The 12,742-nt window shown below is 74.3% G+C and carries 13 protein-coding genes and 1 riboswitch; of the genes, 9 read left to right on the top strand and 4 right to left on the bottom strand.

Features of this window, described 5'->3' with window-relative positions; translation table 11 throughout:
* Nucleotides 1–4 precede the first annotated feature (4 nt).
* A riboswitch (cobalamin riboswitch) is annotated at nucleotides 5–77 on the top strand.
* Between the two features lie 130 nt (nucleotides 78–207).
* The 6 genes from AB0I73_RS09630 (at nucleotide 208) to AB0I73_RS09655 (ending at nucleotide 6,606) form a co-directional block, all read left to right on the top strand.
* On the top strand, nucleotides 208–1,482 hold the full coding sequence (locus AB0I73_RS09630) for a prenyltransferase/squalene oxidase repeat-containing protein (protein WP_363035489.1): 1,275 nt from the start codon (nucleotides 208–210) through the stop codon (nucleotides 1,480–1,482).
* Nucleotides 1,479–2,141, top strand: coding sequence for an SCO2322 family protein (locus AB0I73_RS09635; protein WP_363035491.1), 663 nt, complete (start codon nucleotides 1,479–1,481; stop codon nucleotides 2,139–2,141). Before AB0I73_RS09630 ends, AB0I73_RS09635 begins: the two co-directional genes overlap by 4 nt.
* Before the next feature lie 55 nt (nucleotides 2,142–2,196).
* Nucleotides 2,197–3,309 carry an energy-coupling factor transporter transmembrane component T gene (locus AB0I73_RS09640; protein WP_363035565.1) on the top strand — a complete coding sequence of 371 codons (1,113 nt, stop codon included), beginning with the start codon at nucleotides 2,197–2,199 and terminating at the stop codon, nucleotides 3,307–3,309.
* Nucleotides 3,306–4,982: an ATP-binding cassette domain-containing protein gene (locus tag AB0I73_RS09645; protein WP_363035493.1), complete on the top strand. Its 1,677-nt coding sequence runs from the start codon at nucleotides 3,306–3,308 to the stop codon at nucleotides 4,980–4,982. The genes AB0I73_RS09640 and AB0I73_RS09645 overlap by 4 nt, the downstream gene beginning before the upstream one ends.
* Complete coding sequence (locus tag AB0I73_RS09650; RefSeq protein WP_363035495.1) at nucleotides 4,979–5,830, top strand: ECF transporter S component; 852 nt, start codon at nucleotides 4,979–4,981, stop codon at nucleotides 5,828–5,830. Before AB0I73_RS09645 ends, AB0I73_RS09650 begins: the two co-directional genes overlap by 4 nt.
* A 359-nt stretch (nucleotides 5,831–6,189) precedes the next feature.
* Complete coding sequence (locus tag AB0I73_RS09655; protein ID WP_109382504.1) at nucleotides 6,190–6,606, top strand: transglycosylase SLT domain-containing protein; 417 nt, start codon at nucleotides 6,190–6,192, stop codon at nucleotides 6,604–6,606.
* A gap of 172 nt (nucleotides 6,607–6,778) precedes the next feature.
* On the opposite strand, the gene AB0I73_RS09660 is transcribed toward AB0I73_RS09655, so the two are convergent.
* Entirely contained in the window at nucleotides 6,779–8,857 is a 2,079-nt protein-coding gene (locus AB0I73_RS09660; RefSeq protein ID WP_363035498.1) for a bifunctional glycosyltransferase 87/phosphatase PAP2 family protein, read from the bottom strand.
* Between the two features lie 327 nt (nucleotides 8,858–9,184).
* Between AB0I73_RS09660 and AB0I73_RS09665 the strand changes: the two genes are divergently transcribed.
* A complete protein-coding gene (locus AB0I73_RS09665) occupies nucleotides 9,185–9,856 on the top strand; it encodes an O-methyltransferase (protein ID WP_363035500.1) in 672 nt (223 codons plus the stop codon).
* Nucleotides 9,857–9,886: 30 nt separating this feature from the next.
* Here the strand turns inward: AB0I73_RS09665 and AB0I73_RS09670 are convergent, their stop codons facing one another.
* Entirely contained in the window at nucleotides 9,887–10,279 is a 393-nt protein-coding gene (locus tag AB0I73_RS09670; RefSeq protein WP_109382505.1) for an FHA domain-containing protein, read from the bottom strand.
* A gap of 151 nt (nucleotides 10,280–10,430) precedes the next feature.
* On the opposite strand from AB0I73_RS09670, the gene AB0I73_RS09675 reads away from it, so the two are divergent.
* Entirely contained in the window at nucleotides 10,431–10,865 is a 435-nt protein-coding gene (locus AB0I73_RS09675) for a DUF1992 domain-containing protein (protein WP_109382506.1), read from the top strand.
* 30 nt (nucleotides 10,866–10,895) lie between these two features.
* Here AB0I73_RS09675 and AB0I73_RS09680 read toward each other — a convergent pair whose 3' ends face one another.
* A complete protein-coding gene (locus tag AB0I73_RS09680; RefSeq protein WP_363035503.1) occupies nucleotides 10,896–11,405 on the bottom strand; it encodes a hypothetical protein in 510 nt (169 codons plus the stop codon).
* A gap of 5 nt (nucleotides 11,406–11,410) precedes the next feature.
* Nucleotides 11,411–12,106 carry a hypothetical protein gene (locus AB0I73_RS09685; protein WP_363035505.1) on the bottom strand — a complete coding sequence of 232 codons (696 nt, stop codon included), beginning with the start codon at nucleotides 12,104–12,106 and terminating at the stop codon, nucleotides 11,411–11,413.
* 125 nt (nucleotides 12,107–12,231) lie between these two features.
* Between AB0I73_RS09685 and AB0I73_RS09690 the strand changes: the two genes are divergently transcribed.
* Nucleotides 12,232–12,723, top strand: a complete 492-nt coding sequence (locus tag AB0I73_RS09690; RefSeq protein WP_363035507.1) for a GNAT family N-acetyltransferase — start codon at nucleotides 12,232–12,234, stop codon at nucleotides 12,721–12,723.
* Nucleotides 12,724–12,742 lie beyond the last annotated feature (19 nt).

A 12,742-nucleotide genomic window follows, 5' to 3' on the forward strand; every position in this document is an offset into this window, starting at 1 on the left:
ACGGGGGGAAGCCGGTGCAATTCCGGCGCTGACCCGCAACCGTGAGCCGTCCACCGGGACGGCGAGCCGGAATGCCCCGGACGGTTCGTGACCGGCTCACGCGCCCGGCGGTCCGCCGGGGCGCGGCACCGTCGAGGATACGGAGCCGAGCCGCCGGGATGTCCCGTGCTGCCTGGCTCCCCACAGGGAGAGAGGCATCCGCCGATCATGAACGTCCGTAGCAGCGCAGCGGTCCTGGCCGCCGTCGCCGTGATCGGTGCCGCCGTACCGGCCGCCGCCGACTCGTCACCGTCCCCCTCACCGTCCCAGCAGGCCCTGCCCACCGCCCTGTACGGCGACGGTGATCCGCAGTACGACGGCGTGTGGCGGCAGTCGCTCGCCCTGCTCGCCCAGCACACGGTGGGCGTCGAGCCGCCGAAGTCGTCCGTCGACTGGCTGGCGGGGCAGCAGTGCGCCGACGGCTCGTTCGCCCCGTACCGTGCGGACACCGGCACGGCGTGCGACGCCGAGACCATGGTCGACACCAACCAGACCGCCGCCGCCGTCCAGGCCCTCGCCGCCCTCGGCGGGCACGACGCCGTCACCGGCAAGGCCGTCGACTGGCTGAAGTCCGTGCAGAACGAGGACGGCGGCTGGGGCTACACGGCGGGCGGGGCCAGCGACGCCAACTCCACCTCCGTCGTCATCGGCGCGCTCGCCGCGACGGGCGAGAAGCCGGCCGAGGTGGTCAAGGACGGCAAGTCCCCCCACGACGCCCTGCTGAAGCTGGCGCTGCCGTGCGACAGCAAGGGCGGCAAGGGCGGGGAGGACGGTGCGGGCGCGTTCGCCTTCCAGCCGGACAAGAAGGGCGAACTGGTCGCCAACACCGACGCCACGGCGGCGGGCGTGGTCGGCTCCCTCGGCGCGGGCCTGGTGGTCGAACCCGGCAAGGGCGAGTCGAAGGACGCCGGTTGCAAGAAGGCGGACACCCCCGAGCAGGCCGCCGCCAACGGCGCCGCCCACCTCACCGCCCTGCTCGCCGAGGACGGCCACCTCGTCTCCGCCTTCCCCGGCTCCGAGGACCAGCCCGACTACGGCAACACCGCCGACGCGGTGGTCGCGCTCGCCGCGCAGGGCGCCACCGAGCAGGCCGCGAAGTCCGTGGCCTGGCTGGAGGAGAACGCCGCCGACTGGGCCGCCCGGAGCGGCCCCGCCGCCTACGCCCAGCTGATCTTTGCCGCCCACGCGACCGGCACCGACCCGCGTGCCTTCGGCGGCACCGACCTGGTGAAGCAGCTCACGGCGACCGGGCCGGCCGTCGGGAAGTCCGCGCAGACGGCGGACGACGGCAAGGCCGGGCAGGACGAGAAGGACGAGACGAAGGCCGAGTCGGACTCCGGGTCCGGCCTCTGGTGGGTCGGCTCCATCGCCGGGGTGTGCCTCGTCGCCGCTGTCGGCATCGGCTTCCTGCTGCGCGGCCGGAGCAGGAAGCAGCAGTCGTGATACGCCGGGCCACCGTGCTGTTCCTGGCCCTGCTCCTGCCGCTGCTGGCGGGCACGGGCCAGGCGCAGGCCGCCGGCTACCGGTACTGGTCGTTCTGGGACCTGGACGGCGGCGCCTGGACGTACGCCACGCAGGGCCCCTCCACGGCCCGTCCCGCCGACGGCGACGTCCAGGGCTTCCGGTTCGCCGTCAGCGAGGACTCCGCCGACGCGACGCGGCCCAGGGGCGCCGCCGACTTCGCCGCGATCTGCGCCAAGACCCCGGCGAAGGACGGCGAGAAGCGGGTGGCCCTGGTCATCGACTTCGGTACGGCCGCCGACGCCCCGTCCGGCGAGACCCCGCCGGCCGGCCGCACCGCCTGCGCCCGGGTCCCCGCGGACGCCACGACGGCCGAGGCCCTGGCCTCCGTCGCCGAGCCCCTGCGCTACAACAGCAACGCCCTGCTGTGCGCGATCGCGGGCTACCCGGAGAAGGGCTGCGGGGAGCAGGTGTCGGGCGGCGGCACACCGGCGCCCGAGAAGGAGGACGGCGCGAAGTCCTCGGCGGCGTCGGCGTCTTCGGACGACGACGGCGGCCCCTCGCTCGGTCTGGTCGCCGGGATCGCCGCGGTGGCGTTGCTGGGTGCGGCGGCGGTCCTGCGGGTACGCCGTCGTGCCTAGGTCGGTAAAACCCGGCGACGCCCGGCCGCGGGGGCGCACCGGCACCGGACGTCCGGTGCCGTCGGGCGCCCCCGCCCCGCACCGCCGGCAGGGCGACGCCCTGCATCCCGGCGCCTGGTGGCTGTGGGCCCTGGCCCTCGGTGTCGCCGCCACCCGTACCACCAACCCCCTGCTGCTCGCGCTCCTCGTCACCGTCTCCGCGTATGTCGTGGCCGCCCGCCGCCCGAACGCGCCCTGGGCCCGCTCCTACGGCGCGTTCGTCAAGCTGGCGCTCGCCGTGCTCGCCATCCGCCTGCTCTTCGCGATCGTCCTCGGCTCGCCCGTACCCGGCACGCATGTACTCGTCGATCTGCCCGAAGTCCCGCTCCCCGACTGGGCGCAGGGCATCCGCCTGGGCGGCGAGGTCACGGCCGAGGCCCTCACGTTCGCCCTGTACGACGGCCTGAAACTGGCCACGCTGCTCATCTGCGTCGGCGCCGCGAACGCCCTCGCCAACCCCTCCCGTCTGCTGAAGTCCCTGCCCGGCGCCCTGTACGAGACGGGGGTGGCCGTCGTCGTGGCGCTGACGTTCGCGCCGAACCTGATCGCGGACGTCCAGCGGCTGCGCGCCGCCCGTCGGCTGCGGGGCCGTCCCGACCGGGGTGTCCGAGGGCTGCTGCAGGTCGGACTGCCGGTCCTGGAGGGCGCGTTGGAGCGTTCGGTCGCGCTCGCCGCCGCGATGGACGCCCGCGGTTACGGCCGTACCGCGCAGGTCCCGGCCGGGATCCGCCGCACCACCGCCGCCCTCACCCTCGGCGGGCTGCTCGGCGTCTGCGCCGGAACGTACGGACTGCTCACCGCCGAGGGCGCCGTCCACGGCCTGCCCTTGCTCCTGGCCGGTCTCGCCGCCGCGCTCGCGGGCCTGTGGCTGGGCGGCCGGCGTTCCCTGCGCACCCGTTACCGCCCGGACCGCTGGGACGCCCGCGCCTGGCTGGTCGCCGGCTCCGGCGCGGCGGTCGCGGCGCTGCTCGCGCTCGCCGCCGCACGCGATCCGGCGGCCCTGCACCCCGGTGTGGTGCCGCTGGTCGCGCCCGCGCTCCCCCTGTGGCCGGCGGCGGCCGTACTGATCGGCCTGCTCCCCGCCTTCGTCACCCCCGCCCCCGAGGACACCGGCAAGGAGCCGTCGTGATCCGCTTCGAGAACGTCTCCGTGACGTACGACGGTATGCCCGAACCCTCCGTACGGGGCGTCGACTTCGAGGTGCCGGAGGGTGAACTCGTCCTGCTCGCCGGTCCGTCCGGGGTCGGCAAGTCCACCGTACTGGGCGCGGTCAGCGGCCTCGTCCCGCACTTCACCGGCGGCACGCTGCGCGGCAGGGTCACGGTGGCCGGCCGCGACACCCGCACCCACAAGCCGCGCGAACTCGCCGATGTCGTGGGCACGGTGGGCCAGGACCCGCTGTCCCATTTCGTGACGGACGTCGTCGAGGACGAACTCGCTTACGGCATGGAGTCGTTGGGTCTGCCTCCGGACGTGATGCGGCGCCGCGTCGAGGAGACCCTGGATCTGCTGGGCCTGGCCGGCCTGCGCGACCGTCCCCTCTCGACGCTCTCCGGCGGCCAGCAGCAGCGGGTCGCCATCGGCTCGGTGCTCACCCCGCACCCGCGGGTGCTGGTCCTGGACGAGCCGACGTCCGCGCTGGACCCCGCGGCGGCCGAGGAGGTCCTCGCGGTCCTCCAGCGCCTGGTCCACGACCTCGGCACCACCGTCCTCATGGCCGAGCACCGGCTGGAACGCGTCATCCAGTACGCCGACCAGGTGGTGCTGCTGCCGGGGCCGGGCGAGCCCCCGCTGCTCGGCACGCCGGCCGAGGTGATGGCGGTGTCCCCGGTGTTCCCGCCGGTGGTGGCGCTGGGCCGGCTCGCGGGGTGGTCCCCGCTGCCGCTGACCGTGCGGGACGCGCGCCGTCGGGCGGCCGGTCTGCGGAAGCGGCTGGCCGACGCGGCGAAGCCGACGCGGGAGCCCGCCCGGGAGACCGTCGCGGACACGGCGCCCGTGCCCTTCGGCCGGCGCCTGTTCAAGCGCACCGAGGCGGGCGCCTCGGCTCCCGCCCCCGTGGCGGAAGTCCGCTCCCTCGCCGTCCGCCGTGACCGCGTCCAGGCCCTGCGCCACATCGACCTGACGGTCGCCCCCGGCGAGACGGTCGCCCTGATGGGCCGCAACGGCGCCGGGAAGTCGACGCTGCTCGGCGCCCTGGTCGGCCTGGTCGAACCGTCCGCCGGTTCGGTCCGCACCGGTGACGCCGTGCCCCACCGCACCCGTCCCCGCGACCTGGTCCGCCGGGTGGGACTCGTCCCGCAGGAGCCGCGCGACCTGCTGTACGCGGACACGGTCGGCGCGGAGTGCGCCGCCGCGGACCGGGACGCGGAGGCGGAGGCGGGCACCTGCCGCGCCCTGCTGTCGGAGCTGCTCCCCGGGGTCACGGACGACACGCACCCCCGTGACCTGTCCGAGGGCCAGCGCCTGACCCTCGCCCTGGCCGTCGTCCTCACCGCCCGCCCGCCCCTGCTCCTCCTCGACGAGCCGACCCGCGGCCTGGACTACGCGGCGAAGACCCGCCTGGTCGCCGTACTGCGGGGGCTGGCCGCCGAGGGCCACGCCATCGTCCTGGCCACGCACGACGTGGAACTGGCGGCGGAACTCGCCCACCGGGTGGTCCTGCTCGCCGAGGGCGAGGTCATCGCCGACGGTCCGGCGGCCGAGGTGGTCGTCGCGTCACCGTCCTTCGCCCCCCAGGTGGCGAAGGTCCTGGCCCCGCAGCAGTGGCTCACGGTTTCCCAGGTGCGGGCGGTCCTGTCATGACCCCCGCACGCACCCCGACCACCCTCACCGGCGCGCAGCGCCAGGCGCGGGCCGTCCGGCTGGGACCGCGTTCGCTCCTGGCGCTGGCCCTGGTGAGCGCGGTGGGCGTGGCCGCCTTCGGCTGGCCCTTCCTGGCCCCGCCCGCCTCCACCCTCAACGCCCACGCGCAGGACGCGCCGTGGCTCTTCGCGGGGCTGCTGGTGCTGCTGGTCGCGGTGGTGGCGGCGACGATCGCGGAGTCGGGCCTCGGCCCGAAGGCGGTCGCGATGCTGGGCGTCCTGGCGGCGACGGGCGCGGCCCTGCGCCCCATCGGCGCGGGGACGGCCGGTCTGGAACCCATGTTCTTCCTGATGGTGCTGAGCGGCCGGGTCCTCGGTCCCGGCTTCGGCTTCGTGCTCGGCTCGGTGACGATGTTCGCGTCCGCGCTGCTCACGGGCGGGGTCGGCCCGTGGCTCCCGTTCCAGATGCTGGCGATGGGCTGGTTCACGATGGGCGCGGGCCTGCTCCCGGGCCCGGACCGCCTCCGGGGCCGCGCCGAGTTGTGGATGCTCGCCGCCTACGGCTTCCTGGCGGCCTTCGCCTACGGCACGGTGATGAACATGGCGGGCTGGCCCTTCATGGCCGCCCTCGCCTCGAACATCTCCTTCGACCCGGACGCGTCGGTCCCCGCCAACCTGGCCCGCTTCGTGGCGTACTGCCTGGCCACGTCCCTCGGCTGGGACCTGGGCCGGGCCCTGCTCACCGTCGTCCTGGCCCTGGCCCTGGGCGCCCCGGTCCTCCGCGCCCTGCGCCGTGCCACCCGCCGGGCGGCTTTCGAGACGCCGGTCACTTTCGCGGGGCACCCCTGAGTAATCGCCCCGCACGCCCACGGTGACGGCGACGGCCGACCACGGTGAACCACCCCACATGACCTCGATCACGTACGAAGCGGCGTCGTAGCCCTCAGCGCACCCCGCTCCTCTCCTTCCGCCCCCTCCGAACTGCGCGCACGGCCACGGACCGCGCATCGGCGAACCGTACCGAATGCGACTGTCAATAGTAAATACGGTCATTGCGGATGAACCGCCGGAAATGCTTCTGTGGAGCAGTCGCCAGGCGCCGACGTGCCCCCACGGGCCGCGGCGCCGACGTATGCCCCGCCCCCGCACCACGTGCGGTCCGGCACCGGGCCCACGGCGACCGCCCTGCACCCGAAGAAAGGCCCCACGTGTCCGCCGTTTCCATCCTCCGCGCCGTCGCCACCCCGAAGAAGGCCCTCGCCGGTGCCGCCCTCGCCGCCGCGACCTGCGGCACGCTGATCGCCGCCACCCCCGCGCAGGCGGCCACCACGACCACGGGCTCGGCCCAGGCGACCGCGCAGCAGATGATCGGTGACTCGGCGCAGTACCAGTGCTTCTCCAACATCGTCCAGCGTGAGAGCAACTGGAACCCGACCGCCACCAACGCCTCCAGCGGCGCCTACGGCCTGGTCCAGGCCCTGCCCGCCACCAAGATGGCCTCGGCCGGTTCCGACTGGAAGACCAACCCCTCCACCCAGATCAAGTGGGGCCTCGGCTACATGAACGAGCGCTACGGCAGCCCCTGCGAGGCCTGGGACTTCTGGCAGTCCAACAACTGGTACTGACCCACCCGGCACCAGCCCCCCTGCACCACCCGCACCACCCCGCATACCGAAGGCGGCGGCCCCCTGATCCCCGGGGCCGCCGCCTTCGCCGTTCACACCGGTCCCTGACAACGCCAGGAGAGTCGGTGTGCCGAGGGCGAGACGGTGGAGGGCGGCCCGGCCGTCGGGCCGGTCAGGCGCGCTCCTTCTCCGACCGCTCCGGTCTCTCCGCCCGCTCCGGGCTCGCCGCCTGGTGCGGTACCGCCGGTGCGCCCTCGGTCACGGGCGCCGTGGCCGTGGTCGTGCGGGCGCGGGGGCCCTGGAAGAGATGGGTCAGGCCGAAGCCGGCGGCGACGACCAGGGCGCCGCCGGCCGCGTCCAGGATCCAGTGGTTGCCGGTGGCGACGATCGCGGCGGCCGTGAACAGGGGGTGCAGCAGGCCGAGTGCCTTCATCCACAGCTTCGGGGCGATGATCGCGATGACCACACCGCACCACAGGGACCAGCCGAAGTGCAGGGACGGCATCGCCGCGTACTGGTTGGTGAGGGCGGTGAGGGTGCCGTAGTCCGGCTTGGAGAAGTCCTGGACGCCGTGCACGGTGTCGATGATCCCGAGGTTCGGCATCAGGCGCGGCGGGGCCAGCGGGTAGAGCCAGAAACCGAGCAGGGCGAGCAGGGTGGCGAAGCCGAGGCCCGCGCGGGCCCAGCGGTAGTCGACCGGGCGGCGCCAGTACAGCAGCCCGAGGACCGTGAGCGGGACGAGGAAGTGGAACGACGTGTAGTAGAAGTCGAAGAAGTTCCGCAGCCAGTCGATCTCCACGACGGCGTGGTTGACCGCGTGCTCGATGTCCAGGTGGAGCACGCGCTCGAGGTCGAGGATCTGCTGGGCGTGCTCCTCCGCGCGCTCCCTGCCGCCGGTCGCCGCGAGCCGCACCTGGGAGTAGGCGGCGTAGGTGACCCGGATCAGCAGCAGCTCCAGCAGCAGGTTGGGGCGGCTCAGGGCCCGGCGCAGGAACGGCAGCAGCGGGACGTGCCGGAAGCGGGTCGGGGCGGGCGGGGCGTATCGGGTCGGGACGGGTGAGCCGAAGTACGGCGAGGTGCGCGACAGGAACGGGATCACCGTGGCGGCGGCGAGCGCGGCGAGCAGCACCACGTTGTCGCGGACGGGGTGGAGGACCGCCAGGTTCGGCAGGATCATCCGGGCGGGCAGCGTCATCACCAGGACGACGGCCACCGGCCACAGCAGCCGGTCACCGGCGCGTCTGCCGACGGTGCCGACGAGGGCGAGCAGCACCCACAGCAGCTGGTGCTGCCACGCGGTCGGGGCGACGGCTATGGCGGCGCAGCCGGTGATCGCGACCGCGAGCAGCAGCTGGCCGTCGTGGGCGTAGCGGACGGCGCGGCGCAGGCCGAGCGTCGCGACGGCCGCGCCGAGCAGCAGGAAGAGCCCGATCTCGAGGGGACCTTCCAGGCCGAGGCGGAGCAGGGCGCCGTGCAGGGACTGGTTGCCGAGGTCGTCGGCCCGGCCGCCGAGGCCCGCGCCCGCCATGTGGTGCACCCAGTAGGTGTACGAGTCCTGCGGCATCGCGGCCCAGGCGAGCGCGGTGCTCGCGGCGAAGGTGACGCCGGAGGCCGCGGCGGCCCGGCGGCGGCCGGTGAACCACAGCAGCGGGGCGAAGAGCAGCAGGGTGGGCTGGAGGGCGGCGGCGACACCGATCAGCACCCCGCCGGCCCGCTGCCCGCGGGCGACGAAGCAGCCGAGCAGGACGAGCAGGACGGGGATGACGCTGGTCTGGCCGAGCCACAGCGTGTTGCGCACGGGCAGCGACAGCATGAGCAGGCTGATCGCGACCGGCGCGGCCAGCAGCGCCGTGCGCCGACCGACCGGCTGGGGCAGGGCGCGGACGGCGACCAGGCCGAGGGCGACGACCAGCAGCAGCGTGCCGAAGGTCCAGCCCCAGCCCAGGGCCTGTTCGGCGGATCTGCTGAGCGGTTTGAGGACGAGGCCGCCGAAGGGGGTGCCGGTGAAGCGGGTCGACTCGTAGAGCGAGCCGCTGACCTGCAGCACCCCGTCGTGCCCGAACCAGGTCTCGAGGTCCGTGAGCCGTTCCCCGCGCGGGGTGGTCAGGACGGCGGCGACCTGTCGCACGACCAGGCCGGCGGCGAGCAGCCACAGTCCGAGGCGCACCGTGTGCAGACGTGTCCGGGGACCGTCGACGGTCGTGGCTCCGAACGCCTCCGCCGGTCGCCCCCTGTGTTCCGCGTTCGCCACGCCTCGTCGGCCTCCCGCCCCGTCGGTCCCACACGTCCCCCGCGTGGGGGTACCTCCGCAAACCTTATGAGGCCCGCGCCGCCCCCGGAAGGAGACGCAGGCAACCCCCGCTTCACCTGACGTCCGTCCTGCTGTGCTCCTGCCTTTGATCCGGCTTCGATCCCGGAAGACGATGGACGGCGGGGGGTCGGGTTGCCCGCGGGGACACGAGACGGACCACATGGGAGGGTCGGTGGCGTCGTGCTCATCGGCCGCACGAGTCGGCTGGACCAGCCACCGGACCGACCGGACCCCGACCGGACGGAGAAGGACGAGAGGTGTAAGGGCATGAGCGAATCGCAGCTCTGGCACGCGGTGGACGACTACTTCGCCGCCCGCCTCGCACCCGACGACGAGGCTCTGGCGGCCGCCCTGCGGGACAGCGAGGCCGCCGGGCTCCCGCCCATCGCCGTCACCCCCAACCAGGGCAAGCTGCTCCAGCTGCTCGCTCAGACGCAGGGCGCCCGGTACGTCCTGGAGATCGGCACCCTCGGCGGCTACAGCACCATCTGGCTGGCCCGCGCCCTCCCGGACGGCGGGCGGCTGATCACGCTGGAGTACGAGCCGCTCCACGCCGAGGTCGCCACCCGCAACATCGGCCGCGCGGGCCTGGACCGGCTCGTCGAGGTGCGGGTGGGCCCGGCGCTGGAGTCGCTGCCCCGGCTGGCCGACGAGAACCCGCCCCCGTTCGACCTGGTCTTCATCGACGCCGACAAGGTCAACAACCCGCACTACCTGGAGTGGGCCCTGAGGCTCACCCGCGCGGGCAGTCTGATCGTCCTCGACAACGTCGTCCGGGGCGGCCGGGTGCTCGACGCGGACAGCACCGCCCCGGACGTGCTGGGCACCCGCGCCGCCCTCGACCTGATCGGCAGCCACCCGAGGCTGGCCGGTACGGCGATCCAGACCGTCGGCGGCAAGGGCTACGACGGCTTCGCGCTGGCGCGGGTGCTGGAGTGAGCCGGTGGGCCCCCGCGGCGCCCGCCGGTCTCACACCTCGTGGTAGAAGCCCACGTTGACGCTGCGCGGGGCGGCGCGGTCCAGGATGACGACCTCGCCGTTGCCGCCCCGGGGCAGCGCGACGCTGCCGCCGTAGGCGACCGGGTGGACCTGCTCACCGACGGTCAGCCGGACCTCGGAGGACGGCTCGGGCAGCGAGCCGCGCAGCCAGCTCAGATACCAGGTGCCGTCCTGGGCGCACTGGAACTCCAGGTGGACCCTGGACACGAACAGCCAGTCGTCCGGCGTGGAGAGTCGGCACACCGACCTGTCCCGCCCCACCCGCAGCACGGCACCCGGCTCGCTCGGCGCGTCGGCCATGAGCATGCCGGCCGTGGCCCCCGATTCCTCCGCGGACACGGCGGCCATGGTGAGTTCGAGCACGTGCGCTCCTCCTGAGACGTCCTGGCGGGCCGGGGGCCGGCCCTGCGGCGGCCGGAACGGCCTGGCGCGGCGACCGAAGCGACTCGCTCGCTGCCGCCGAATGATAAAACGCCCGGTTCCACCGCGTCTGCCCGGTGGGCACAATGGCCGTATGACCGAGCGAAAGCCGCCGGGCGTCGACTTCGAGTCCTGGGTGGACAAGCAGATCCGTGACGCCGAGGCACGCGGGGAGTTCGAACGGCTGCCGGGTGCGGGCAAGCCGCTGCCCCCTGACATGGAGTCCCCGTACGACGAGTTGTGGTGGGTCAGGCGGAAGCTGGCCCGCGAGGGCCACTCCGTGCTGCCGCCGACGCTGGCCCTGCGCAAGGAGGCCGAGGACGCCCTGGCGGCGGCCTACGCGGCCCCCTCCGAACGGATCGTCCGGAAGATCATCACGGACGTCAACGCCAAGATCCGCGACATGATGTTCAAGCCCCCGCCCGGCCCCCCGCTGGGCAAGAAGCCGTACGACGTCGAGGACGTCGTACGGCAGTGGCGGGAGCGTCGGACGGGGGCGGGGGACGGGCCGCAGGGCCCGCCCGCCTGACAGCCCGCCGGTTGCTCGGAGCGGTCCCGGTCAGGCGCGCAGCAGCCGTTCCGCCAGCCCGCGGTAGTCCCGCAGGGCCAGGCGCAGCTGCTCGGTGTCGGTACCGGCCATGGTGCCGGTCACGGCGGTGTCCGGGCCCTCGCCCCCGTCCGCGCTCCGCCAGGACCGGCGCAGGGTGCGGCGCCGCTCGGTCACCGCGTCGGTGAAGCGGGCGGCGAGTTCCTGCAGCACGTGATCGGCCTGCTCCACGGAGTCCCTCGGGGCGTCCACGAACCCGGCCACGGCGTGCTGCAACTGCTCGGAGAGCTTGTGCCAGTCGTCGTGCGGGAGCAGACGGGTGCCGCCCGCCCCCTCGGGGTCGCGGTCACCGCCGTGGCGGGCGCCCTCCGCGTGGACGTCACGACGGGGGTCGTCGTGCCCGTCCTCGGGGAGGCCGTCGCGGTTCCCGGGAGCGGTCGTTCGGCTGGTCGGGCGGATGGTCGTGGTGGGGGGCGCCTCGCCCGTCGGTGCGTCGCCGGGGCGCCGGGTCGTGTCGGTCATCTCGCTCAGCTCTCCTTCGCCTGTCGCCGGTGGAGCAACGACGGCATGTGGGGGGAGCGGCCGTGTGCGGCCGTCTTCCCGCGGGTGCCGTGCGGGCCGGCGCGATGGTCTCCGCCGTCGTGACGGGACGGCCGCACCAGGTCGTCGAAGAGGGCGCGCGCCTCGACCATCGCCTCGCGCATCTCCTCGGTGCCCGCGCCGCCTCCGTGCGTGTCATGTGTGTCGTGTGTGCCGCCGGCGCGGGCCTGCGCCACCCGGTGCACCCGCCGGTAGCCGTCGACGTGCCGGGCGTGGTGCACGGACAGCGCGGCGAGCTGCTCCTCGTACTGTCCGCCACCGGGGAAGCCCCGGGCGGAGGCGAGGTCGGCGAGCAGCCGGTCCGCCTCGGCGACCGCGGCCCCCGGTGAGTCGACGAACCGCTCCTGCGCGGCCGTCCAGCCCGCCTCGTACCTCTCCCGTTCGGCGCGGTCCAGCGGTCGTGTCCGCAGGTCGCCGTGGAGCCGTACGCGCTGGGCCAGTTCGCGTTCGGCGGCTTCGGCGTCACCGTCGTGCCGGGCGACGGCCCGGTCGTACTCGGGTCCGAAGCGTCGCTTCAGGTGCGCGCCGCGGTACGGACCGCGGGCATGCAGGGTCAGTACGGCCGCCGCGACGACAACGACCGCCACGATCACGATCAAAGCGATGATCAGGCCAGTGGACATGGATGCCTTCCGGTGTGTCGGCCAACCGACGCTCTTCACACGCCGGTTCACCTGACGGGTAGCCGAAGGGCCCGATTCCAAACAGGAGTTGCGCGTCCGGCTGCGGATGGACGCAGAATGCGGTCGTGACGTGGACCATCCGCCCCGAACGCCCCGACTCCCCCGCCGCCGCCGCGCTCTGGCGTGCGTACTACACCGAGGTCAGCGACCGCTGGTATCTGCTGCACGAGGGGCGCCGGACCGACCCGGCGGAGCTGGAGCGCGAGATCGCCGCCCCGTCGGGCGCCGACCTCGTGCCGCCGCGGGGGCATCTGCTGGTCGCGCGGTACGCGGGCGAGCCGGCGGGCAGCGCGGGGGTCCGGCTGCTGGACGCCGCGACCGCCGAACTCACCCGGGTCTTCCTCCACGAGGCGATGCGCGGCAAGGGCGGTGCGGCGCTCCTGGTGGGCGCCGCCGAGGAAGCGGCCCGCGCGTCGGGGGCCACCCGGCTGATCCTCGACACGCGCTCGGACCTCGTGGAGGCCCGTGCCCTGTACGCCCGGCTCGGTTTCACCGAGACCGAGCCGCACAACTCGGTGCCGTACGCCGAGCACTGGTTCGCCAAGCACCTCGTGTGAGCCGCCTGCCTGTCCCCGT

Source organism: Streptomyces sp. NPDC050388 (assembly GCF_040655635.1).
GTDB lineage: Bacteria > Actinomycetota > Actinomycetes > Streptomycetales > Streptomycetaceae > Streptomyces.